The 23556-nt window shown below is 74.0% G+C and carries 22 protein-coding genes, 1 pseudogene and 1 riboswitch; of the genes and pseudogenes, 19 read left to right on the forward strand and 4 right to left on the reverse strand.

Annotated features, from left to right (window positions below):
* Nucleotides 1-16: 16 nt before the first annotated feature.
* The 8 genes from ABFY03_RS02320 to ABFY03_RS02355 all read left to right on the forward strand — a co-directional run bounded on the left by ABFY03_RS02320 (nucleotide 17) and on the right by ABFY03_RS02355 (nucleotide 7674).
* Complete coding sequence (locus tag ABFY03_RS02320; RefSeq protein ID WP_346168992.1) at nucleotides 17-1654, forward strand: prenyltransferase/squalene oxidase repeat-containing protein; 1638 nt, start codon at nucleotides 17-19, stop codon at nucleotides 1652-1654.
* Nucleotides 1654-1884 carry a phosphopantetheine-binding protein gene (locus ABFY03_RS02325; RefSeq protein ID WP_319013468.1) on the forward strand — a complete coding sequence of 77 codons (231 nt, stop codon included), beginning with the start codon at nucleotides 1654-1656 and terminating at the stop codon, nucleotides 1882-1884. Before ABFY03_RS02320 ends, ABFY03_RS02325 begins: the two co-directional genes overlap by 1 nt.
* Nucleotides 1881-3119 (forward strand): beta-ketoacyl-[acyl-carrier-protein] synthase family protein, encoded by a 1239-nt coding sequence (locus tag ABFY03_RS02330; RefSeq protein WP_346168993.1) that lies wholly within the window; start codon nucleotides 1881-1883, stop codon nucleotides 3117-3119. Before ABFY03_RS02325 ends, ABFY03_RS02330 begins: the two co-directional genes overlap by 4 nt.
* A gap of 173 nt (nucleotides 3120-3292) precedes the next feature.
* Nucleotides 3293-3832 (forward strand): SMI1/KNR4 family protein, encoded by a 540-nt coding sequence (locus tag ABFY03_RS02335; RefSeq protein WP_346168994.1) that lies wholly within the window; start codon nucleotides 3293-3295, stop codon nucleotides 3830-3832.
* 97 nt (nucleotides 3833-3929) lie between these two features.
* Nucleotides 3930-5147, forward strand: coding sequence for an RNA ligase (locus tag ABFY03_RS02340; RefSeq protein ID WP_346168995.1), 1218 nt, complete (start codon nucleotides 3930-3932; stop codon nucleotides 5145-5147).
* A 2-nt stretch (nucleotides 5148-5149) separates the two neighbouring features.
* Nucleotides 5150-6064, forward strand: a complete 915-nt coding sequence (locus ABFY03_RS02345) for a phosphatase domain-containing protein (RefSeq protein ID WP_346168996.1) — start codon at nucleotides 5150-5152, stop codon at nucleotides 6062-6064.
* A 120-nt stretch (nucleotides 6065-6184) separates the two neighbouring features.
* On the forward strand, nucleotides 6185-6922 hold the full coding sequence (locus ABFY03_RS02350; RefSeq protein ID WP_319013463.1) for a VOC family protein: 738 nt from the start codon (nucleotides 6185-6187) through the stop codon (nucleotides 6920-6922).
* A gap of 56 nt (nucleotides 6923-6978) precedes the next feature.
* Nucleotides 6979-7674, forward strand: a complete 696-nt coding sequence (locus ABFY03_RS02355; protein WP_346168997.1) for a class I SAM-dependent methyltransferase — start codon at nucleotides 6979-6981, stop codon at nucleotides 7672-7674.
* Here ABFY03_RS02355 and ABFY03_RS02360 read toward each other — a convergent pair.
* Nucleotides 7671-7799 (reverse strand): hypothetical protein, encoded by a 129-nt coding sequence (locus ABFY03_RS02360; protein WP_346168998.1) that lies wholly within the window; start codon nucleotides 7797-7799, stop codon nucleotides 7671-7673. The genes ABFY03_RS02355 and ABFY03_RS02360 overlap by 4 nt on opposite strands.
* 297 nt (nucleotides 7800-8096) lie before the next feature.
* On the opposite strand from ABFY03_RS02360, the gene ABFY03_RS02365 reads away from it, so the two are divergent.
* Nucleotides 8097-8303: a VOC family protein gene (locus ABFY03_RS02365; protein ID WP_346168999.1), complete on the forward strand. Its 207-nt coding sequence runs from the start codon at nucleotides 8097-8099 to the stop codon at nucleotides 8301-8303.
* A 42-nt stretch (nucleotides 8304-8345) separates the two neighbouring features.
* On the opposite strand, the gene ABFY03_RS02370 is transcribed toward ABFY03_RS02365, so the two are convergent.
* Nucleotides 8346-8615 carry a cold-shock protein gene (locus ABFY03_RS02370; RefSeq protein WP_319013459.1) on the reverse strand — a complete coding sequence of 90 codons (270 nt, stop codon included), beginning with the start codon at nucleotides 8613-8615 and terminating at the stop codon, nucleotides 8346-8348.
* Nucleotides 8616-8746: 131 nt separating this feature from the next.
* Here ABFY03_RS02370 and ABFY03_RS02375 point away from each other — a divergent pair, with 131 nt between their 5' ends.
* The 7 genes from ABFY03_RS02375 to ABFY03_RS02405 all read left to right on the forward strand — a co-directional run bounded on the left by ABFY03_RS02375 (nucleotide 8747) and on the right by ABFY03_RS02405 (nucleotide 17800).
* On the forward strand, nucleotides 8747-10852 hold the full coding sequence (locus ABFY03_RS02375; RefSeq protein WP_346169000.1) for a hypothetical protein: 2106 nt from the start codon (nucleotides 8747-8749) through the stop codon (nucleotides 10850-10852).
* A gap of 138 nt (nucleotides 10853-10990) precedes the next feature.
* The gene (locus ABFY03_RS02380; protein WP_346169001.1) at nucleotides 10991-12985 is read left to right on the forward strand and encodes a calcium-binding protein; all 1995 of its coding nucleotides are present in this window, start codon (nucleotides 10991-10993) and stop codon (nucleotides 12983-12985) included.
* 84 nt (nucleotides 12986-13069) lie between these two features.
* Nucleotides 13070-13666 (forward strand): hypothetical protein, encoded by a 597-nt coding sequence (locus tag ABFY03_RS02385; protein ID WP_319013456.1) that lies wholly within the window; start codon nucleotides 13070-13072, stop codon nucleotides 13664-13666.
* Nucleotides 13667-13859: 193 nt separating this feature from the next.
* A complete protein-coding gene (locus ABFY03_RS02390) occupies nucleotides 13860-14522 on the forward strand; it encodes a deoxynucleoside kinase (RefSeq protein ID WP_319013455.1) in 663 nt (220 codons plus the stop codon).
* A gap of 113 nt (nucleotides 14523-14635) precedes the next feature.
* Nucleotides 14636-14759, forward strand: a riboswitch (cobalamin riboswitch).
* Nucleotides 14760-14847: 88 nt separating this feature from the next.
* Entirely contained in the window at nucleotides 14848-15900 is a 1053-nt protein-coding gene (locus ABFY03_RS02395; protein ID WP_346169002.1) for an ABC transporter substrate-binding protein, read from the forward strand.
* Between the two features lie 86 nt (nucleotides 15901-15986).
* A complete protein-coding gene (locus ABFY03_RS02400) occupies nucleotides 15987-16991 on the forward strand; it encodes a FecCD family ABC transporter permease (RefSeq protein WP_319013660.1) in 1005 nt (334 codons plus the stop codon).
* Nucleotides 16988-17800, forward strand: a complete 813-nt coding sequence (locus tag ABFY03_RS02405; RefSeq protein ID WP_319013453.1) for an ABC transporter ATP-binding protein — start codon at nucleotides 16988-16990, stop codon at nucleotides 17798-17800. Before ABFY03_RS02400 ends, ABFY03_RS02405 begins: the two co-directional genes overlap by 4 nt.
* 32 nt (nucleotides 17801-17832) lie before the next feature.
* On the opposite strand, the gene ABFY03_RS02410 is transcribed toward ABFY03_RS02405, so the two are convergent.
* On the reverse strand, nucleotides 17833-18288 hold the full coding sequence (locus tag ABFY03_RS02410) for an SRPBCC family protein (protein ID WP_319013452.1): 456 nt from the start codon (nucleotides 18286-18288) through the stop codon (nucleotides 17833-17835).
* Nucleotides 18289-18490: 202 nt separating this feature from the next.
* Between ABFY03_RS02410 and ABFY03_RS02415 the strand changes: the two genes are divergently transcribed.
* Nucleotides 18491-19786 (forward strand): GAF domain-containing protein, encoded by a 1296-nt coding sequence (locus tag ABFY03_RS02415; RefSeq protein WP_346169003.1) that lies wholly within the window; start codon nucleotides 18491-18493, stop codon nucleotides 19784-19786.
* A gap of 109 nt (nucleotides 19787-19895) precedes the next feature.
* Nucleotides 19896-21419, forward strand: coding sequence for an acetaldehyde dehydrogenase ExaC (gene exaC, locus ABFY03_RS02420; protein ID WP_346169004.1), 1524 nt, complete (start codon nucleotides 19896-19898; stop codon nucleotides 21417-21419).
* Between the two features lie 544 nt (nucleotides 21420-21963).
* On the opposite strand, the gene ABFY03_RS02425 is transcribed toward exaC, so the two are convergent.
* On the reverse strand, nucleotides 21964-22716 hold the full coding sequence (locus ABFY03_RS02425) for a YqjF family protein (RefSeq protein WP_346169005.1): 753 nt from the start codon (nucleotides 22714-22716) through the stop codon (nucleotides 21964-21966).
* Between the two features lie 318 nt (nucleotides 22717-23034).
* On the opposite strand from ABFY03_RS02425, the pseudogene ABFY03_RS02430 reads away from it, so the two are divergent.
* Nucleotides 23035-23401, forward strand: a pseudogene (locus tag ABFY03_RS02430) (hypothetical protein); the annotation flags it as partial.
* Nucleotides 23402-23556 lie beyond the last annotated feature (155 nt).

The following is a 23556-nucleotide window of genomic DNA, read 5'->3' on the forward strand; positions in this document are numbered from 1 at the left end:
TCGAGGACTCACCGACATGACCTCCTGCGCGCCGCCCTTAAGCGGTGCTTCCCTCGCCGTTCCCGGTGTCCGCCGCGACTCCCCCGGGCCCGACGGCCGGGCGCTCGACCGGGCCCGGGCGCGGCTGGCCGCCCGGCTGACCATGGCGGCCGCCCCGGACGGGCTGCTCCGCGCCCCCTGCGACAGCCGCCTCCTGGAGTCGGCGCTGGCCCTGCGCCTGCTCACGACGGTGGGGGTGGACCCCGCCGCCCAGGACCGCCTGGTCCGACGGCTGAAGACGGGGGTGGACGAGGGCGCACCGGATCCGTTCCAGGAGGCCGTGGCCCGCGCGGCGCTGGGCGAGTACGCGGACGGCGCCACCGCCGTGGGGCGCCTGCTCGGCGGCTTCGCCCACTTCACCGCCGGGCGCAAGCTGCTGACGTTCCGGACGGTGCTGACCGAGCTCGGCGCCCACCCCCACACGCCCCTCGACGACCCCACGGCGGCCTTCGACGCCGGTGACCAACAACGCTGGCTCATCACGGAGATGACGGCTCTCAAGGTCCTCCACTGCTTCCGGGCCGGCCTCCCCGGCCTGGTCACGGAGGAGGACTGGTGGACGCTCGCGCCCAGCGCGCGGCCCGGCCCGCCGCCGTACGCCAACCACCTCGCCCGGCTTCTCGCCCTGCTCGCCCTGCGGCACAGCCCCCGGCACGCGGAGGCGGTCCGCGAGCGGGCCGGGGAGGTGCGGCGCTGGCTGCGCCCGGACGGCGGCGTGCCGTACATCACCGGCCTGGACGTCTTCGCGACGGCCACCGGCGGCCTCGCCCTGACCGGGGCCGGGGCCCCCGCGCACACCCTGGTGGTGCTCGCCGACGCTCTGACGGGGCAGCAGAACGCCGACGGTGGCTGGGGGTTCGACCGGTCCGTCGCGCAGAGCGACGTCGACGACACCGCGTACTGCGTGGAGTTCCTCCGCACGGTGGCGCACCGCGCCAGGGACGAACGGCCCGCCCTGGGACGGGCCGTGGATCGCGGTGAGGGGTATCTGCTCGCTCGCCGGAACGCGGACGGCGGCCTGCCCACCTTCGAGAGGGGCACGGACTCGGAGACGGCGATGACCGCCGCCGCCCTCCACGCGCTCGCGCCCCGGCCCGACTTGGGGCCGGTGGTCGCGGAGGCGATGCGGTTCCTGCTCGACCGGGAGGCCGCGGGCGGCCCGTACGAGCGGAGCTGGAGCCTCAACGAGAGCAACGCCCTGTTCCGCGTCGTCCTGGCCCACGACTCCTTCCGGGCCGCGGCGCCCCCCGGCCATCCCGCGCTTCCCGGTTCCGCCCGGGCCCGGGCGCGGGCCGTCGCCCGGCTGGTCTCCACCCAGCTGCCGGACGGCGGCTGGGGGCATGTGCCCGGAGAGCCGGCCGACCCGATCAGCACGGCGTACGCGCTGATCGCGCTGGCCCGCACGCCCGCGACAGCGGACCCCGCGCGCCGCGCCGTCCGGTACCTGCTGGAGCGGCAGCGGCCCGACGGCGGCTTCGACTCCCGCCCCGATCAGGCGGGCCCGCGCCCGCTGGCGTACCACGTGCCGATCCTGACGGACGTGTGCGTGCTGCTCGGCCTCAATCACGCGGCTGCCGCCGGGCACCGCGTCGTACGTCCCATCGAGGAGACCTGATGACCTTCGAGGAACTCACCCTGCTGCTCGCCGAACTCGGTCTGGACACCGAGGGGTTGACCCGGGAGACCGGCCGCGAGGAGGCCGGGCTCGACTCCCTGCTGCTGACCGAGCTGGCGCTGGTGCTGCGCAAGGAGCGAGGTGTGCCCGTCGAGGAGGAGGCGCTGTACGCGGCGGCGACGGTCGGCGACATCGAGCGGCTGGTCGCCCGCGCCTCGGAGACGGTGTGACGGCGGCGGGCGCCCGGCGCGCGGTCACGGACACGGGCGCGGGCATCGCCGTCACGGGGATCGGGCTCTTCACCCCGGCGGGCGCGGACCGGGCCACGACCTGGGAGGCCGTCTGCGCCGGGAAGCCGACCGCGGTGCTCGGGGAGGCGGGCGGCGTGCCGTTCGTGGCCTGCCGGGCGCCCGAACCGCGGGTGCCGAGGGGTGCGGTGTCCCGGCGGCCGGACCGCGCCGCGCTGTTCGCCCTGTGCGCGGCGGGCGAGGCGCTCGCCGACGCGGGCCTCACGGAGGCGGTCCGGGACGGTGCGCGGACCGGCGTGGTCGTCGGGACGGGCGCGGGCGGCGCGGAGACGTACGAGCGGGAACTGGCGGTGCTGCGGGCGGACGGGCCGAAGGACCTGTCGCCGTTCGCGGTGCCGGGGGCGCTCCCGAACGGGGTGGCGGGACAGCTCGCCGTCGAGTTCGGCCTGCGCGGCCCGTCGCTCGCGGTGGCCACCGCCTGCGCGGCCGGGGCGAGCGCGCTGGGGGTCGCCCTGGACCTGCTGGCGGCCGGGCGGTGCGACGTCGTGCTCGCGGGCGGCGCGGAGGCGAGCCTGACCCCCTTCTACGTGGCGGGGTTCGACCGGCTGCGGGCGCTGTCGCACCGGTTCCACGACCCGGCCGGCGCCTCGCGCCCCTTCGACGCGGCCCGTGACGGCTTCGTGATGGGCGAAGGGGCCGGCTTCCTGGTCCTGGAGCGGGCGGCGGACGCCGCGGCGCGCGGAGCGAGGGTCCGGGCGCTGATCGCCGGGTACGGCGCGGCCTCGGACGCCCACCACGTGGTCGCGCCCCGACCGGACGGGGCGGGGCTGCGGACGGCGGTGCGGGAGGCGCTGGCCGAAGCGGGACGCGAGCCGGCCGACGTCGACCTGGTGAACGCGCACGCGACCGGGACGCCGCTGGGCGACCGGGTCGAGGCGTCCGCCCTGGCCGCGCTCCTCCCGCACCGGCCGCCGGTCACGTCCACGAAGGGGGTCACCGGCCACCTCCTGGGCGCCGCCGGCGCGGTGGAGGCGGCGCTGACGGTGCTGTCGGTGGCCCACGGGACCGTGCCGCCGACCGCGAACCTCGCGGAGGCGGGCGAGGACATCACGCTGGACGTCCCGACCACCGTGCGCGGGGCCCGGATCCGTACCGCCGTGTCGACCTCGGTCGGCTTCGGCGGCCACAACGCCGCCGTGGTCGTCACCGCCCCGTAGGCGCGGACGGCCGGCGCCGGCACCTCGCGGGAAGGGTGCGCCGCCCACCCGCGAGGTCCCGGCGCGCGGCGGGCCGTCCGGTCGGTCAACCCGGTCCCCGTCCCTGGCGATTGGAGATCGCGCGGGACCTCTGAGAGGGTGGCGATCAAGCCGGTCGTTCGAAGGGGTCTCGCATGGAGAAGACGGTGGTCGCGGAGATAGCGGAGCTGCTGGGCGAGCCCCGCTTCCACTGGACGGACCCGGGGCCGTGGGAGGAGATGGAGCGGGAGTTCGGGATGCGGTTCCCCGACGACTTCCGGGCGATCGTCGACGCGTACGGGTCGATCCTCGTCAACGACCAGGTCTACCTCATGCACCCCGCCCGGCACCTCCTGCACAGTCTCGACCGCCATGTCCGGGACGACCTGGAGATGTGGCGCGAGGAGGACATGGCGGAGTACCTGCCCAGCCCGGTGGGTGCGGGGCCCGGCGAGCTCATCCCCGTGGCGACCTGCGTGACCGGGGAAGCGGTCTTCCTGTGCGTGCCCGACGACGCCTCGGCGAAGTGGCGCGTCGTGGTGCAGGAGTTCGACAGTCCGGCGTGGACGCTCTACGAACTCACCTTCCGCGAGTGGCTGCTCGCCTATCTCAAGGGCAGGGACGTCACGGTCTGCGTCCGCGACCGCGCGCCCGACGGCCCGTTCTACGCGTTCCTGCCCGGCGGACAGGAGTGAGCGCCGCCCCTCCCGGACCGTGAGGGCGTGCGAATTCGCTGGTCGGAGCCGCTGTTCGCACGGAAGAATGAGCCTCTCGCACACGGGAGGGAATCCAATGAGCCAGGCGTACCTGACTCTCGACGCGCTGCTGCCGCCCCAGGAGCTGGCCGCCGCGATCGAAGCCGGGCATGTGACCCGCAAGTCGCATCCCGAGCTGCCGCTGTCCCTGTACACGTACACGCGGAGCTGTCAGTACGAGGGCGTCTGGACCCGTGTCACCACCCGTTGCCGCGGTCTCGTCGCCGACGACCGCACCGGGCGGATCGTGGCGCTCCCGCTGCCGAAGTTCTTCAACGTCTCCGAGCACGAGTCCGGCCGGCCCTACGCGCCCGCGCTGCCCGACGAGCCGTTCGAGGTGTACGAGAAGGTCGACGGGAGCCTCGGTCTGGTCTTCCACTACGACGGGCGCTGGCGGGTCGCGTCCAAGGGCTCCTTCGTCAGCGCCCAGGCCACGTGGGCGCAGCGCCGGCTCGACGCCGCCGACACCGCGCGGCTCGTCCCCGGGGTGACGTACCTCATGGAGATCGTCTACCCGCGGAACCGGATCGTCGTGGACTACGGCGACCGGCGGGACCTGGTGCTGCTCGCCGCGTTCGGCGCCGACGGCACGGAGATCGGTCTGGCCGAGGCGGCGCCCGCGTGGGAGGGCATCGGGTCGGTCGTCACCGTGCACCCGCCCATGCCGCTCGAAGCGCTCGTCAAGCTGACCCGGACGAACACGCTGCCCGACGGCTCCGCCGCCACCGGCACCGACGCCGAGGGGTTCGTGCTGCGCTTCGCGTCCGGGGTGCGCGCCAAGGCCAAGCTCACGGAGTACGTACGGCTGCACAAGGTCCTCACGGGGGTCACCGAGCGCGACATCTGGCGCGGGCACGGCGTCCAGCGTTTCGCCGGCGTCGCCGCCAAGCGACTCGCCCAGGGACTCGGTCTGTCGGTCGCGGAGCTCGGTGGCGTCCGTTCGCAGGGCGGGCGTCCGCTGGACGCGCTCCTGGAGCAGGTGCCCGACGAGTTCGACGCCTGGGTGCGGTCCGTGATCGCGGGTCTGGAGGAGGCGTTCGCCGCCCGTGAGCGCGCGATCGACGAGGCGTACGCGCGGCTCGCCCCGCTGGCCGGCGACCGGGGCGCGTTCGCCCGGGCCGTGAAGGGGCTGCCGGACCCGGCGCTGCGTTCGGCCATGTTCCTGCGCCTCGACGACCGTCCCACCGACCTGTTCGTGTGGCGTAGCCTCCGTCCCGAGACCGCCGACCCCTTCACCACCGACGAGGAGAACTGACCGTGCCCGTGGTCCATGTGATGACCGGACTGCCGGCCTCCGGCAAGACGACCGCCGCCCGCGCCCTGCAGGAACGTTCCGAGGGCCGGATGCGCCGGGTCAACCTCGACGACCTGCGCAGCATGCTCGACCTGCCGAGCGGCGACCGCCGCTCGCGCGCCCACGAGCAGACCGTGCTCGACATCCAGGACGTCGCCCTGCGCACGGCCGTCGACGACGGCTTCGACGTGGTCGTCGACAACACCCATCTCACGCCGCACGTCCCGCGCCGGCTGAAGGCGGCCCTGGCCGGCCGCGAGGCCACCTTCGTCGTGCACGACTTCACCGCCGTGCCGGTGGACGAGTGCGTCCGCCGGGACGCGGCCCGCGAGCGGCCCGTCGGCGAGGAGATCATCCGCATCCTGGCCGAGAAGCACGCCAAGGCCACCCGAGGCGGCTGGCGGCTCACCGACGACTGGCTCAACGACCGGCCGGCGGTGACCCCGTACGTCCCCGACGCGGCCCTGCCGTCGGCCGTCCTGTGCGACATCGACGGCACGCTCGCGCTGCGCGGCGACCGCGGTCCGTACGACTTCAGCCGCTGCGACCTGGACCTGCTCAACGTCCCGGTCCGCGAGGCGCTGCGCGCCTTCCGCGCCGCGCACCAGGACCGGATCGTGCTGCTCTCCGGCCGCAGCGAGGACCACCGGGCGCTGACGGAGGCGTGGCTGGAGCGGTACGAGGTGCCGTACGACGAGCTGTGGATGCGCGCCTCGGGCGACAGCCGCTCCGACGACGTCGTCAAGGCGGAGCTGTTCGACGCACACGTCCGTCACCGTCACGCGGTGCGGGTGTCGCTCGACGACCGGGACCGGGTGGTCGCGGTGTGGCGCCGGATGGGCCTGCCGACCTGGCAGGTCAACTACGGCAACTTCTGATACGGCAGGCGGGCGGCAGAAGCACGGCGCCCCGGTCCCGAACCGGAGCCGCGCGTGCCCGGCAGCGGCCGACGCCCGCATGTCCGGCGCCCGGGCCGGGGGGCTCCTAGGATGGCCGGCATGGCGACCCGACTCGTACAGATCAACATGAAGGCCCACGACGACGCCGCGCTGGGCCGGTTCTGGGCGGAGGCGCTCGGCTGGGGCGTCGACAGCGAGGCGCCCGGTGTGACCAACCTCGAACCCGTGGGCTTCGTCTATCCGGACCCCGTGGCCGTCTGCGTCGACCTCGTCGCGAGCGCGGAGCCCAAGACGGTCAAGAACCGGGTGCACCTCGATCTGGCCACCTCCTCGGCCGCCCACCACACGGAGCTGGTCGCGCGCCTGAAGGACCGGGGCGCGACGCTCGCCGACGTGGGGCAGGGCGACGTCCCCTGGACCGTCATGGCCGACCCCGAGGGCAACGAGTTCTGCGTCCTGGAGCCCCGTCCGGTCTACCAGGACACCGGGCCGGTCGCGGCCGTCGTGGTCGACTGCGCCGACCCGCGGGAGATGGCCCGGTTCTGGGGCGAGGCGATGGACTGGACGGTGCACGAGGTCACCGACGACCTCGCGACCATGCGCTCCGCCCGAGGCGTCGGCCCGTACCTGGAGTTCGTCCGTACGCCCGACCCCAAGAGCGGGTGGAACCGCGTCCACCTGGACATCCGCCCCTACCCCGGTGACGACGTGGCGGCGGAGGAGGCCCGGCTGCGCGCCCTGGGCGCCACCGCACCCGACTTCGACCGGTCCGCGATCCACTGGACGGTGCTGGCCGACCCGGAGGGCAACGAGTTCTGCCTCCTCAGCCCCAGCTGACATCGGGCCACGACCCGGCGGCCGGGTTCCCGGTCCGTCGCAGAGGAGAGGTCGCCATGACGCCACCCATCGATCCGCGTCCGGGCACGCCGCAACCCTTCACGCCGCACCCGCGCTTCGCCCGTTTCTACGCCCGGTTCGCCGGCCCGGCGCTGGACAGGGCGGGCATCGCCGCCCACCGGCGGCGGCTCCTCGCCGGCCTGTCGGGCGAGGTCATCGAGATCGGCGCGGGCGACGGTCTCACCTTCCCCTTCTACCCGCCCGAGGTGACCCGGCTCGTCGCCGTCGAGCCGGAACCGAACCTGCGTGCCCTGGCCCGGCGGCGGAGCCAGGACGTTCCCGTGCCCGTGGACCTGTGCGACGCCCGGGCCGAGCGACTTCCCTTCCCCGACGCCTCGTTCGACGCGGCCGTCGCGTGCCTCACGCTCTGTTCCATCGCCGACCCGCACGCCGCGCTCGTCGAACTCCACCGGGTCCTGCGTCCGGGCGGACGCCTGCGGTTCTTCGAGCACGTCCAGGCCGACACCCGCGCGATGCGGGGCGTCCAAGGCGTCCTCGACGCCACCGTCTGGCCCCGGCTGATGGGCGGCTGCCACACCGGCCGCGACACCCGGCGGACCATCACCGCGGCCGGCTTCCGCCTGACCACCGTCGACCGCTTCGCCTTCCCCCCGAGCCGGATCCCGCTGCCGGCCGGCGTCCACGTCCTCGGCACCGCCGTACGCGACGACGACGGCGGCCGCTCACGCTAACGGCAGGTCAGGGTCGGTCCCGGCAGCATCCCGCCCGTGTAGAGGGCCTGGCCGTCCGGCATCCAGTAGCCGAGCTTCGAGACCACGGTGGAGCACGTGGAGCCCACCGTGACGCGGACCGTCACCTTCTGCGGGTTCCCGGGCTGGAGGGTGGTCAGCGCGCAGTCCAGCGCGTGCCGCAGGCGGGTCTCCCCGGGGTGGCCGCCGACGAGCGGGTTGACGCAGCGGGGGTCGTCGGTGGCGAGGCGTACGCCGGATTCCTCCTCGCCGATCAGGCCGAAGCGCGCGCTGCCGTCGCCCTCCTCGCTGTCCCGGCGGACCGTGTACGTCAGGGTGGTCGTCGCGCGCCGGCGGAGTGTCGAGCGGTCGGCGGTGATGGCGTGGGTGGGGGCCGCCTTCGGCGTGGTCAGGGTCAGGGTGGTGTGGACGGTGCCCCGGAGGTCGACGACTTCGACGCGGTGTACCGGCGGATGAGGGCAGCGGGGTACGACTTCCTGGGCGACGACTACACCTTCGTCGCGGGCGAGGTCACCCCGGACGCGGCCCTCGGCACCAAGGTGGCGTACTTCAACGACCCCGACGGCACCAACCTGGAGATCATCAAACCGAAGGGCGGCTTCGCCAACTGACGTCAGGCCGTCCCACCTCATCGGCACCGCATCGGCACCGCTTCAGGGACGGCGTCCGTCGCCCTCCGTCCAGACGCGCACCGCACGCCAGTGGTACCCGTCCTGCTCGGCCTCCTCGACCGTGAAGGTGACGCGCCCGCCCACCGTCAACTCGCGGAACCCCTCAGCCTCGATGTCCGAGAAATGCGCCCATACGGGGCCCGGCACGGCGTCGGACGCCAGAACGCCCCACCCTTCCTCGCCGTGCCATTCGAGGACACGGCCGACCGACACGTCCGCTTCCTTCGCCCTGCTGCTCCTGGCCCTGGTCATGCTTCCCTCTCCTCCTCGGCGACGCGGCTCATGCCCTCTCCCCCGCCCACCCGTTGACCTTCGCACACCTGTGTAGGGTGCACGCCAGCCGCGACCGGGTCTCGTGGCGGCCTCCGACCAGGGAGAGGGACGTGAACGACACCGGCAGCGGCCAGGCCGGCCGCGGTGCGGCACGGCGGCGCTCGGACCTCGCCGTGATCTCGGCCTGGTGGCGGGGGCTCGGCGGTGACGGCTTCGTCGTGCTGCCGCCGCCGGGGCGCGGACGGTACACGCAGTCGGACGGGCACACGGACGCCGCCGAGCTGATCGGGGCGCGGGGCCTCGGCGGACCCGTCTCCTTCGCGTACTGGCACTGGCAGTCGCATGGGCGCGCCTTCGACCGGGCCGGTGCGCTCACGGGCGGGCTGCTGCTCCACTGGGGCGGTGACCACGCGGTCGTCGCCGCCGGGCTCGGCGCCGGGCCGGCCGGGTTCCGTGTCGTCGACGGCGGGCCGCAGGGCGCGTTCCAGCTGGACCGGATCACGCGGCGGGACGACGACGGGCTGCCCGATCCGGCGGACCCCGACGGCGTACGGCAGTTCCTCGCCGCACTCGACGAGCCGGTACGCCGCGGCCCGGGCCACGTCCGGTACCGGCCCTTGTCCCCCGCTGAGGCCGCGTGGCTGCGGGAGCGGCTCGACGCCGCACAGGACCTCGCGGACGCGACCCGTTTCGCGGTCGCGCTGGAGCGGCGCGACGGGCTGACGTCCGCCCAGGCGCTGCGGCTCCTGCGCGCGTGGCGGGAGGAGTACGACGGGCGCCTCGCGCACTGGACGGGGTGGCGGGAGGTGCTCCACGCCCTGCTGCGGCACGGGCGGGAGGAGGCGTGGGAGACCGTCGCGGCGCTCGGACCCGGGGCGGCCGGCGTCGTGGCCGACGTGCCGTCCGAGCGGGGGCTGGCGGTCGTACGGGCGTACGCGCTCGCCGGCGCCCCGGGCACGGCCTTCGCCTGGCTGAAGCTGCACCGGGCGGTGCACGAGCCCGACGCGGTGCGTGCCGTGCGCGCTCTCGCGGCGGAACTCGACGCCCACGACGCGCCGGAGGCCGCCCTGCGGGGGCTGGCGGCGGCGCTGACCGGGGCGGTCGCGGCCGACCGGCGCGCGGAGACGGGCGCGAGCGGCCTCGCGGACCGGTCCTACGCCGGGCTCCTGGCCGTCCGCTTCGCCACCGACGAGCGGCTGCCGCGGGCCCTGCGGGTCCTCGTCGCCCAGACCGCGCGCGACCACGTGGAGCTCGTCCGCGAGGCGGCCCACCGGGCCGGGGCCGCGCCGCTCCCCGGAACGGACGGCGCCCCTCCGACCGCCACCGCGTTCGTCACCGACCCGGCGGAAGCCCTGGCCGCGATCGCGCGCTACGAGGCGGCGCGGGACGGGCTCCTGTCCGGCACCGGTCCCGACCTGACCGCTCCCGAAGGCGTCCTGGGCCGGGTGTGGCACCGGTACCGCACCCTCACCGAGGGCGACGTGCGCTGGCTGCGGGAGCGGATCGCGGACCCGGACACGGACCTCCAGGGGCTCGGGTTCTGCCTCGAACTCCTCTACGCCCACGGCCTGGCCGGTCCTGCCGAGGTCGAGGCGCTGCTGCCGCGCCGGATGAAGGACCTCACCAAGAAGTACCGGACCACGTACACCGAATGGCGCCACCCCCTGGTCACCCTCACCTGCCTCGCCCTCGACCTGGGGCACCCGGCGGCGGAGAAGCTGCTCTCCTGGTGGGACGGCCCTCGGCCGGTCTGGAAGAACGAGCTGCGGCTCCTCACCCACCTCGGCGCGCCCGACGAGTCGAAGGCCGCCGCGCTGTGGGAGTTCGTGACCTCCCGCGCCCATGACGTGGGCCAGTTGACGACCTGGGTGCTGGTCCGGGCCCGCCTCGACGGGGTGCACCCGCTGTTCGTGGCCGACCGGCTGCTCGGCACGCCCGGCGTCCACGAGCACAAACTCCGGCAGGTCCTCGTCGGGGTCGCCGACGCCGGGCAGCCGCTGTGGCACTACGCCGTCGACGGGCGCAGCCGAGGGTGGTGGCAGCGTGCCCAGGAGGTGGCCGAGCACCCCGGCCTCTCCCCCGCAGCCCGGGCGATCGGCGTGCGGACGGCGCGCGAGCACTGCCTCGTCCGTTACCCGGACCAGCTGAATCCGCCGCCGACCGAGGCCGAGCGGGCCGCGGCACTGGAGTGGGTTCGCCGACACGACGACGGGTGAGAGGTGTCCCGGTCCCCTCACCCGTGGGGGTGGAGCACCGCCGTCCAGTAGGCGCAGTGCGGCCCGTCGGGAGCCGGGCGCCCGCCGCCGTCGCAGAAAGCTGTGGGCCCCAGGATCCGACGGACGGAGTGGTCCCGCATGTCCTTGCAATCTCCCTGGCTCCGGGCCGCACGCGCCGGCGCGGTGGGCGCCACCGCGCTGGCGCTCGTCCTCGGCCTGCCCGCGGCGGCGAAGGCCGCGCCCGGCGACCTGGACCCCACCTTCGACGGCGACGGCCGGGTCGTCACCGACCTGGGCGGGTACGCGGGGGCCGAGGGCATGGTCATCCAGCCCGACGGGAGGATCGTCACCATCGGGTACAGCTACACGACGGAGACGTCCGGGGACTTCACGCTGACGCGGTACGACACCGACGGCAGCCTGGACCCGACGTTCGGTGGCGACGGCATCGTCACCACCGACTTCGTCGGCGCCAACAACGACGAGGGCCGCGGTCTCGCCCTGCAGCCCGACGGGAAGATCGTCGCGGTGGGCGGGTCCACCGACTGGGGCGGCAACGGCGCGTGGGCGGCGGCCCGTTACCTCCCCGACGGCAGCCTCGACCCGACGTTCGGCGAGGGCGGGAAGGTCCTCACCGAGATCGACGTCGACGCGATCGAGACGGCCGAGTCGGTCGTCGTGCTGTCCGACGGCAGGATCGTCGCCGGCGGGTCGAGCAACGGCCTGTGGTCGCTGGTGCGCTGGGACGCCTCCGGCGTCCCGGACCCCGGCTTCGACGGCGACGGCCGGGTCACCACCACCTTCGGCACCGGCTGCTGTCAGGGCGTCAGCGACCTGGTGCCGCAGGCGGACGGCAGGATCGTCGCCGTCGGTCACGCCGGCGGTCTCGCCCTGACCCGCTACCACGAGGACGGCGGCCTCGACACGAGCTTCGACGGCGACGGGCGGGTCACCACCGGGCTCGGCACCGGCGAGGGCGTCGAGCTCCAGTCGGACGGGCGGATCGTCGTCACCGGCAAGGAGGGCAACTCCTTCCTGGTGGCGCGGTTCACCACCGGCGGCGCCCCGGACCCGAGCTTCGACGGCGACGGCCGGGTCCTCACCTCCTTCGGTCCCGAGGACGGCGGGGCGATGGACGTCGCCCTCCAATCCGACGGGCGGATCGTCACGGCCGGCACCTACGGCGGGGACTTCGCCCTGGCCCGGTACAACACCGGCGGCGGTCTCGACCCGGACTTCGGCGGCGACGGGAAGGTGACCACCGACTTCGGCGGCTCCTCGGACGGCGCCGCGCGCGTGGCACTGCAGAGCGACGGCAGGATCGTCGCCGCCGGGCTCGCGGGGACCGCCTACAGCCTGGACGGCCACCGCGGCCTGGCCCGGTATCTGGGCGGGGGCGGCGTCGAGCCGCCGGCCGGCATCGACGTGTCGGTGACGAAGACCGGGCCCGGCACCGTCAGCATCGGCGACACCGCCACGTACACCGTCCGGGTCACGAACAACAGCACGTCGACCACGGCGACGGAGGTGCAGCTCACCGACACCCTGACGGGCACGGCGACCATCCTGTCCGCCACCACCGACCGGGGGACGTGTACGACCGTCCCGGGCCGCGTCACCTGCGCGATCGGCACGCTCGCCCCGACCGGCGGCTCCTCCGGCTCCACCGCCACCGTGACGATCGTCGCCGAGCCGTCGCGGACCGGCACCCTCACCGACACGGCGACCGTCACCGCCGCCCAGAACGACCCGACACCCGGCAACAACACCGCGACCCGTGCCACCACGGTGACCAACACCCGCGGCTGCACGATCATCGGGACGAGCGGGGCCGACACCCTCAACGGCACGTACGGCGGGGACGTGATCTGCGCGCTCAGCGGCAACGACACGATCAACGCGGGCTTCGGCAACGACACGGTCCACGCCGGCCCCGGCAACGACCGGGCGGACGGCAGCTACCACAACGACACCCTCATCGGCGGCCCGGGAGCGGACACGCTCCTCGGCAACTACGGCAACGACTCGCTGAACACGGTGGACGGGGTGGCCGGCAACGACACGGCGAACGGCGGCCTCAACACGGACACCTGCACCACGGATCCCTCGGACGTCCGCGTCAGCTGCCCCTGACCGGCCGCGAGCGGGGCGGATCCGCACGGGATCCGCCCCGAACTCGCTTGCCCCGACCGGTGGCCGCTGGCGAGGATGGCCGCCATGGGCACCTCGTCCGCGCACCCCGCACCCCTCCGGCACCACGACCACGGCGTCCACCTGGCCCGCTTCACCGGCCGGATCCTCGTCGTCTGCCCGCGCTGCGGCGGGCGCGCGTTCGTCGTCCCCCAGCCTGGTCTCACCCCGCCGAAGCACCTCGGCGAACTGCTCTTCCACCCACGCCGGCTCGCCTGCCCCGGGTGTGGGACGGCGGCCGACCACCCACCCGAACGGCGCGACGGGGCCGTCGTCGGCGCCCGCCCGGGCGGCACCGAGGATCCCTTCTTCCGGCAGCCGCTGTGGCTCCAGACGCGCTGCGCGGGACGGATCCTCTGGGCCTACGACGAGGAGCACGTCGACGCCCTCGCCGCGTACGTCGGCGCGCACCACCGCGTGAAGCACGCCTCCCCGACGCTGTCGATGTTCGCCCGGCTGCCCGCCTGGATGAAGTCCGCGGGGAACCGGCGCGAGGTCCTGGCCGGTCTGGCCACCCTGCGGTCCCTCGCCGCGCTCTCGGCCCCCGCCGACCGCTCCGACGCGGCCCATCCACGCGGCGACCGCTCCCGGCACACCGGCAGCCTCGGGTTCTTCCGCCGGTAGCCGTCCCGCACCGGCCCGCCCCCGTCGGATCGTCATCTAGGATTCATGGCGGCTGTGGGGCCGCGACCCGTCGCTCGGAGCGGCGACCGCGGTACGGCCCGGCCCACCGGTCGACGACAGCGTTCCGGTTCCGCGAGGTACGGGAGGCCGGCTCCCCGTCCACGAACAGAAGAACCCCAGGGAGAAGTGAGGTATGCCGGTGATCTGCGTCGGTGGCATGATCGGGATCGGCAAGACGAGCGTGGCCGAACTGCTCGCCAAGGAGCTGGGCACCGAGGTCTTCTACGAGAGCGTGGACGACAACCCGATCCTCCCGCTGTTCTACTCGGCGAGCCCCGAGGAGATCCAGGCGAAGCGCTACCCCTTCCTCCTCCAGCTGTACTTCCTCCAGACGCGGTTCGCCGCGATCAAGGAGGCGTACAAGCAGGACGACAGCGTGCTCGACCGGTCCATCTACGAGGACTGGTACTTCGCCAAGGTCAACCACGACCTGGGTCGGATCAGCTCCCTGGAGATGCAGGTGTACGAGGGGCTGCTCGACGAGATGATGAAGGAGATCGAGGGCCTGCCGTACCGCAAGGCGCCCGACCTCATGGTCTACCTCAAGGCGGACTTCGAGACCGTGCTGCACCGCATCGGGCTGCGGGGGCGCGACTTCGAGCAGGACGAGAGCCTGGTCGAGTACTACCGGACGCTGTGGTCGGGCTACGACGAGTGGGTGCACCGGCACTACTCGGCCAGCGACGTCCTCGTCGTCGACATGAACCACACGGACGTGGTGAACAACCCGGACGACGCGGCCCGCGTGGCCCAGGAGGTCAAGAACGCCCTGGCGGAGGTCGCGGGCCGGCGGTGAGGCCGCGCCCGCGGCGGCCCCGACGGGAGGCCGGCGGGTCCAAGATCCGTCTGTGGTAGCTTGCCCAGGCCAGTCGTACCTCTGTACGGGCCGCCACGGCACGTGCACGGGTCAGGGAATCCGGTGGGAATCCGGAACTGACGCGCAGCGGTGAGGGTGACGGGCGGGACATCGGCCACTGGGCCCCGAGGGGCCTGGGAAGGCGTTCCGTCCGGACGACCCCGAGTCCGAAGACCTGCTGGCACCCGGGGGGCGCCGGTCGTCGTCCGGGGTGCACCGTACGACAGGCTCCGCGCATGAGCCGTGACGCAGAGGACTCCTCACCGTGCCCTTCGCACCTCCCGTCCGTTCCGCCGTGCTGCTCCTCGCCGGATGTCTCCTCGTGGCCGGCTGCGCCGACGGTGGTCCGGCCTCGCCGGCCGCTCCGGCCGGCGGGAAGGAGGCGGACTCCGGCCACGGGCCCGTCAGCCTCGACAACTGCGGGCAGCGCGTCGAGGTGGCCCGGGCGCCGCGCCGCGCCGTGGCGCTCGACCAGGGTTCGGCCGAGATCCTGCTCTCGCTGGGTCTCGCCGACCGGATGGTGGGCACCGCCACCTGGACGGACCCCGTCCTCAAGGGCCTGGAGAAGGCGAACGCCACGGTTCCCCGGCTCGCCGAGCGCTACCCGTCCTTCGAGAAGGTCCTCGACACCGAGCCGGACTTCGTCAGCGCCTCCTTCCTCTACACGCTCGGCAAGGGCGGCGTGGCACCGCGGGAGCGGTTCACCGAACTCGGCGTTCCCACCTACCTCTCCCCCGCCGACTGCGTCGGCAAGGACAACAGCGGCGACGGCGACGGCGTCCGGACCGCGCCGCTGACCATGGACACCGTGTACGGCGAGGTCCGCGACCTGGCCCGGATCTTCGGCGTCCCGGAGCGCGGCGAGAAGCTCGTCGGGGAGCTGCGCGCCCGGGTGGCGAAGGCCAAGGCCGACGCCGACTTCGGCGACGCGTCCGTCCTCTACTGGTTCTCCGACTCCCAGGGCCCCTACATGGCCGGATGCTGTGGCGCGCCGGGGATCGTCAGCCGGGAGCTCGGCGTGAGGAACGTCTTCGACGACACCACGGAGGAGTGGCCGCAGATCAACTGGGAGACGGTCGTCGACCGCGATCCGGACGTGCTGGTGATCGCCGATCTGACCCGCAAGGCCCAGTCGGCCGAGAGCGCCGCGAAGAAGATCGAGTTCCTGGAGTCCCACCCCGTCACCCGGAGCATGACGGCGGTGCGGAAGAAGCGGTACGTGATCCTCAGCGGCCAGGCCATGAACCCGACGATCCGCACCGTCGAGGGCGTCGAGCAGGTGGCCGCCGCGCTGCGGACGTACGGGCTCGCGAAGTGACCCGGCCGGGGCTGAGGACCGTCGCCGGCGAGGCACGGGAGCGGGCCGTCGCCCCCGCCTCGCCGCGCGTCCGCTCCTCCCGCGCGCTGCCGCCGGTCGCCGGCGCCGCCGGGGTCCTCCTCCTGTGCGCGTCCGTCGCGCTGGCCGTCACCATCGGTCCGGCCGAGATCAGCGTCGGGGACGCGTGGTCCGTGGTCGTCTCCCGTCTCGGCGGCGGTCCGTCCGGCCTGAGCCCGATCCGGGACGGCATCATCTGGGACCTGCGACTGCCCCGTACGCTCCTCGCCGCCGTGTGCGGTGCCGGGCTCGCGGTGTGCGGGGCGGTGATGCAGTCGCTGCTGCGCAATCCGCTCGCCGACCCCTTCGTCCTCGGCGTCTCCTCGGGCGCCTCCACCGGCGCGGTCGCCGTCGTCGTCCTCGGCGTGGGCGGCGGCGCGGTGTCGGTCGCCGGGGGCGCGTTCCTCGGCGCGCTCTGCTCCTTCGGTCTGGTCCTGCTGCTGAGCCACACGCTGGGCGGTTCGACGGACCGCGTCGTCCTGGCGGGGGTGGCGGCGATGCAGCTCTTCTCCGCGCTGACCTCGTTCGTGGTGATGACCGCCGCGGACGCCGAGACCACCCGCGGCGTGCTCTTCTGGCTGCTCGGCTCGCTGAGCGGCGCCGACTGGGCCGACGCCGGGGTGTGCGCGGCGGTGCTCGCCCTCGCGCTCTTGGTGTGCGGCGGCCACGCCCGTACGCTCGACGCCTTCGCGTTCGGCGAGGACGCCGCGGCGACGCTGGGGGTGCCGGTGGCGCGGACCCGGCTGGTGCTCCTCTCGGTCACGGCCCTGCTGACCGCCGTCCTCGTCGCCGCGGCGGGTGCGATCGGCTTCGTCGGGCTGGTCCTGCCGCACGCGGTCCGGGCGCTGGCCGGCCCCGGTCACGCCCGGCTGCTGCCGCTGACGGCGCTGGCCGGCGCGGTCTTCCTGGTGTGGGCCGACACCCTCGCCCGTACGGTCCTCGATCCCCAGGAAGTCCCGGTCGGGGTGGTGACGTCGCTGATCGGCGTCCCGGCGTTCGTCCTCGTCCTGTACCGCACCAGGAGCACGCGATGACCGACACGCGTCCGCGCGCCGACGTCGGGACGGGGCTCCGCGCCGCGCACGTCTCCCGTACCGCCGGCGGCGCTCTCGTCCTGGACGGCGTGAGCCTGGCGCCCGGGCCGGGCACGCTCACCGGGCTGCTGGGTCCGAACGGTTCGGGGAAGTCCACCCTCCTGCGCGTCCTGGCGGGCGTCCTGACGCCGGACCTCGGGGTCGTCACCCTCGACGGCGACCCCCTGCGCGCCGTCCCGCGCCGGGCGCTGGCCCGGCGGGTCGCCGTCGTCGAGCAGCACGCCGACACGCAGGTCGATCTCACCGTGGCCGACGCGGTGCGCCTCGGGCGGATCCCGCACCGCCGGGCGTGGTCCCCTGCGACGGCCGCCGACGAGCAAGCGGTACGTTCCGCGCTCGCCCGCACCGGCCTGACCGACCGGGCGCACCGCACCTGGCGCACCCTCTCCGGCGGCGAACGCCAGCGCGTCCAGCTCGCCCGCGCCCTCGCCCAGGAGCCGCGCGAACTCCTCCTCGACGAGCCGACGAACCACCTCGACGTCCAGCACCAGCTCGACCTGATGGCCCTGGTCGCGGACCTCCCCCTCACCTGCGTGACGGCGCTGCACGACCTCAACCTGGCGGCGATGTACTGCGACCACGTGGTGGTGCTGCGCGCGGGCCGGATCGCGGCGGCGGGCCCGGTGACCGAGGTCCTCACCGAAGACCTGATCGCGGACGTCTACGGCGTCCGGTCCGAGGTGACGCATCCCGGCCCGGACGGCCGCCCGCACATCCGCTTCCTCGGCACGTCGCCCGGGGGCTCCTAGGCAGCCGTGCCGCCCGGTGGTCCGGCGGTGCGTCACACGGGTGTCGCCGCGTTCCGCTGTTCCCGTACGGCGATGCGGGCGAGCTTCGTCAGCATCATGCCGTTGCGGATGGAGACCAGGTAGTCGACGGGCAGGCCGTGCATGCGGGTGCCGGGGCCGCGCAGGGGGTGCCACTCCAGCAGGAAGAGGGTGTGCTCGCCCCAGGGGATCAGGTTCATCGCGATCCGTGCCGCGCCGAAGGGGTCCGCCTTCGCCTCCAGCTCCAGGCGGCGCTCGGGCTCGCAGATGCGCACGACGCAGGTGTCGTCCAGGGTGACCGGGCCGACGCCGACCCGGACGCGGAGGCGGGCGCCGACCTGGGGCCAGTGCGGATCGGCGGCGAGGACCTGCTGCGTACCGGAGACCCACTCCCCGTAGCGGCGGCCGTCGGAGAGCAGGCCCCACACGCGGGAAGGCGGGCTCAGGATCAAGCGGCGGTTCCGGGACACTCTGCAGGCCTTCCTTCGTCCGGGGGCACGCGGCGCGGGGGCGCCTCGGCCGACGCTAACGGCTGGGGGCCCTTCCGGCGCGGACGGCGGGCCGTGTGTCGCCGGCGCGCGGCACGCCGCGCGGCCCAGGTCGGCGACTCCCGGACAGGCGGCATATGCGGTCTCCGCCGGGTCCTTGTCGGCAGGGGGTGCGGCCACGACGATGTGCGCCTGGAAGCCGTACGTCCTCGATGGGGAGGCCGAGTTGAGCGAGGCGACGACGCGGAGGAGCGGACCGCGCGAGCCGGAGCCGGGGTCGGGTGCGCGGGAGGCGGTGCGGGCGCTGGTCGCGGAGTCGTGGCGGCGGTCCGAGCGGGCCCGGGTGAGCCGGGACGGGGCGGCGCCGACGGAGCTGGAGGAGGCGGAGGTGACGGCGTACCGGGAGGGGCATCCGCTGGCGGCGGCGATGCCGGTGATCCGGGAGCTGCTCGGCGCCGACGCCCGGGACGGCGGGCACCTGCTCGCGGTGTGCGACGCGGGCGGGCGGCTGCTGTGGGTGGAGGGGGATCCGGCGACGCTGCGGCAGGCGCGGCGGATGAACTTCGTGGCCGGTGCGGGGTGGGCCGAGGCGGCGGCGGGGACGAACGCGCCGGGGACGGCGCTCGCCGTCGGCCGACCGGTGCAGGTGGTGTCCGCGGAGCACTTCCGGCCGCCGGTGAAGGACTGGACGTGTGTGGCGGCGCCGGTGCACGACCCGCGCAGCGGGCGGCTGCTCGGGGCGGTCGACCTGACGGGCGGCGAGCCCCTGGCGCATCCGCACAGTCTCGGGCTGGTACGGGCGGTGGCGCGGGCGGCGGAGGCCCAGTTGGCGCTGCTCGCGCCTCCTCCGCCGTCCGGGCGGCTCCGGCTGACGGCGCTGGGCCGGGACGAGGCGCTGCTGACGGTGGACGGGCGGCGGCTGTCGCTGAGCCGGCGGCACAGCGAGATCCTGGTGGTGCTCGCGCACCGTCCGGAGGGGGTGACGGGCGGGGAGCTGCTGACGCTGCTCTACGAGGACGAGTCGGTGACGCCGGTGACGCTGCGGGCGGAACTGTCGCGGCTGCGGTCCCTGCTCGGTCCGGAGCTGCTGTGCTCGCGGCCGTACCGGCTCACCGCGCCGGTGGACGCGGACTTCGCGGCGGTGGACCGGCGTCTCGCCTCGGGGGCGGTGGCGGCCGCGGCCGACGCGTACGCGGGCCCGCTGCTGCCGGGGTCGGCCGCGCCCGGCGTCGTACGGCTGCGGGAACGGCTGGCGGACCGGCTGCGGGCGGCGCTGGTGGCGCGGGCGGATCCGCGGCTGCTGGCGGACTGGGCGTACAGCGCGTGGGGCGAGGAGGACGTGGAGGTGTGGCGGGCGCTGTGCGCGGCGGTGCCGGCGGCGCAGCTGGCGCCCGTACGCGCGCGGCTCGACGCGCTGGAGGCGGAACTGTCCTCGGGTGCAACGGGGTTGCAACGTCCGTTTCCGCACACTCGGCGGTGAGAGCGCGCCGGCCGGGACGCCGGGCGCCCGCCGTGTCCGGCCGCCCGTGCGCGCCCCGCTTCCGGGGGCCCGGCGGCCCGGCTCCGTCCGACCCCCAGGAGGTCTGCCCATGACCCGCTACGCCGCTCCCGGTACCGAGGGCGCGCTCATGGCGTTCCAGCCGCGTTACGACCACTGGATCGGCGGTGCGTACGTCGCCCCGGCCGGCGGCCGGTACTTCGAGAACCCGAGCCCGGTCGACGGCAAGCCGTTCACCGAGATCGCGCGGGGCTCGGCCGAGGACGTCGAGCGCGCCCTGGACGCGGCGCACGCGGCCGCCCCGGCGTGGGGGCGCACGGCGCCGGCCGAGCGGGCGGGGGTGCTGCTGCGGATCGCCGACCGGATGGAGGCGAACCTGGAGGCGCTCGCGGTCGCGGAGACCTGGGACAACGGCAAGCCGGTCCGCGAGACCCTCGCGGCCGACATCCCGCTCGCCATCGACCACTTCCGCTACTTCGCGGGGGCGCTGCGGGCGCAGGAGGGCGCGCTCAGCGAGATCGACGAGGACACGGTGGCGTACCACTTCCACGAGCCGCTGGGGGTGGTGGCGCAGATCATCCCGTGGAACTTCCCGATCCTGATGGCGGTGTGGAAGCTTGCGCCGGCGCTGGCGGCGGGCAACGCGGTGGTGCTGAAGCCGGCCGAGCAGACGCCGGCGTCGGTGCACTACTGGCTGAGCCTGGTCGCGGACCTGCTGCCGCCGGGCGTGCTGAATATCGTCAACGGCTTCGGCGAGGAGGCCGGCAAGCCGCTCGCCTCCTCCTCGCGGGTGGCGAAGATCGCCTTCACCGGCGAGACGTCGACGGGCCGTCTGATCATGGAGTACGCCGCCGCGAACCTGAAGCCGGTGACGCTGGAGCTGGGCGGCAAGTCGCCGAACATCTTCTTCGACGACGTGTGGGCGGCGGACGACGACTTCCGCGACAAGGCGCTGGAGGGCTTCACGATGTTCGCCCTCAACCAGGGCGAGGTCTGCACCTGCCCCTCGCGGGCGCTCGTCCAGCGGGGCCACTACGGCGAGTTCATGGAGGCGGCGGTCGCCCGCACGGAGGCGATCGTGGCGGGCCACCCGCTGGACCCGGCGACGATGATCGGCGCGCAGGCGTCGGCGGAGCAGCTGAAGAAGATCCTCTCCTACTTCGAGATCGGCCAGCAGGAGGGCGCCAAGATCCTGACGGGCGGTCAGCAGGTCGGTCTCGGCGGCGATCTGGAGGGCGGCTACTACATCCAGCCGACGATCTTCGAGGGCGACAACCGGATGCGCATCTTCCAGGAGGAGATCTTCGGCCCGGTCGTCGCGGTGACCTCCTTCACGGACTTCGACGACGCGATCCGCACGGCGAACGACACCCTCTACGGCCTGGGCGCCGGCGTCTGGACCCGCGACACGAACACCGCCTACCGCGCCGGCCGCGCGATCCAGGCGGGCCGCGTCTGGACCAACTGCTACCACGCCTACCCGGCCCACAGTGCTTTCGGAGGCTATAAGCAGTCGGGCATCGGCCGGGAGACCCACAAGATGATGCTGGAGCACTACCAGCAGACGAAGAACATCCTCCAGAGTTACTCCCCCAAGAAGCTCGGCTTCTTCTAGCATCCCAGGTCTGGACACCGGCTCCGATCCCTCGCGTCGCGTGGTCGACTCGGCCGCCCGGATTCCCCTCCGGACCGGTCACGGACCGGATTCCCGCCCAGGCGCATGAGGTGCCGGTGCGCCGGGGAGCGGACGGGGGGGCGACCGCGTCGAGCGGTGTCACAGGGGAAGCTCCGGAGAGGAGCGAAGGCGCGGGTCGGCGCTCCTCCGAGGCCTCTCCACGCAGGGCAGTCCCCGACGCAGCGGACGCCGACTGCCTCGGATGCGGTTCTCCGCCGGGTCGCGGCGACGACCGGCGGAGAACGCATCGCGTGCGGCGACGTCGACATCGATCGGTATCCCGGCCCGGGCTCAGCTCTCGCAGGGCCACGGGGTGGGGAACCTGGAGGAGCACGGACTCGAGGCCGGCGGAGTCCGTGGTGACCACTCCCTCTGCCGGGTCGAGGGTCTGGTACGAGCCGACATCGACGGAGAGCCCGCGTGGACTCTGGTCGGTACGGGCCCGTGCGCGACTCCGGGCTCCGCGAGGGCACCTCGCGGTCGCCTAACAGATCCAGAACGGACGGCCGAAGCGTACGGACAGGCCGTGCGAGTAGAGCAGGCTCGCCGGTGAGGACGCGGCCACCGTCAAACCCGTGGCGGCCTGCACGAGTTCGTCCTCCAGCAGGAGCAGCGCCGCGTCCTTGAAGCGCCATGGCTCGTGGTGGAGCGGCCAGTAGAACGTCCGCCCCCAGGCCCGGGCGTGAAGACCCCATCTGGCGGTCAGGAAGTTCTCCCACGCGTCCGGGCCGCGCTCCTCGCCCTCGACCGCAGCCCAGAGGCGGGAGCGAGGACGTTGCCGGCCCTTACGTCGAACGGCGTAGAGGATCCTCTCTTCGAAGCGGTCGCAGCGGGCGGACGCCCAGCGGTAGGGAAGCCCGAACACTCCGTTCGCGGCGATGACGGGAAGCAGACGGTTGCAGTCCAGGCTCAGGAACACCACCCCGCGCCGGCCGGCGGCATCGACGCTGTAGAGGCGTACGTTGATCTCCTCGAACCGGCCCGCGAAGGGCAGGGCGGGACCGCGCGACAGACGGAGATCCCTCATGCCGAAGAAGACGAGGCCCACGTAGGTCTTCCCGTCGAGCACGTCCGGCCGCGTTCCCGGGGGAAACAGGCCCGCGACGGCGTCATGCGACACCTCCCAGTGCACGAACACCAGGTCGGTCCACCGCTGGCGGAAGACGCTGCCGGAAAACGGCTGGGGACCGGCCGCCGACACGGGTCGCGGCGCCGCGTCGTGCTCCTCCCGGTGCACGGACGGGCCCTCGGAACCGTGGCAGGACGTCGCCATGGTTTCCTTCTCCTCTCCGCCCGGAAGCGCAGACAGAGGCCGAGCCGGGCCCCGGGGCGGGGTGCTCCTCGCCCTACGCCCCAGCGTTCGGCAAGCACGGCGCACCGACAAGTCGCATCGGTCGTGCATCGAAGTCGCCAGGCTTCCCAGGACCGCCCCACGTGATCGCCCGGGCGTCACCGTGCGACGCGAGGACTCCCGTGCGCGGTGAACTTCGGACCTCTTCACCGCACCGGAGGTGTTCGCCATGATCAAGACCAGTCGGCGTTCACCACGCTCGTGACCGCGACCTCGATGTTCACCGCGTCCGGGATCACGTGGTCCTCGTCCGGCAACTACTCCGATCGGAACACCCCCACCTACTTCCTTCTGGCAGCTCAACCTCGCCACCGCCCAGGGCGCCCAGACCCTCAAGAGCGCCAGCGGTCGCGCCCTCAACATCACCGGCGGTACCGAGACCGGCCACGCGAGCGGCACCTACTCCCACTGGAACGGCTACAAGCTCGACTTCGGCAAGGCCAAGTGCCTCTCCACCTACGTCCAGAACAACTTCACGTACATCGGCGTTCGCGGGGACGGCTCTCCCCAGTGGCAGTCCGCCAGCGGCAACGTCCACGCCGACGAGGGCAACCACTGGGACGCGACGTAGCGAGGGAACGCCAACGGCTGCCCGGCTTCTCAGCCCCGTCCTCCGTCCGCTCCGCCGGCGCGTGCGAAGCCAGGTGAACGTGCCCCAGTGGATCGGCAGCATCCATGGCTCGCGCTCGCCGCTCCACCCGCTTTCCGGTCGCCGGGCTCTCTGTG

This window comes from Streptomyces roseofulvus (assembly GCF_039534915.1).
Taxonomy (GTDB): domain Bacteria; phylum Actinomycetota; class Actinomycetes; order Streptomycetales; family Streptomycetaceae; genus Streptomyces; species Streptomyces roseofulvus.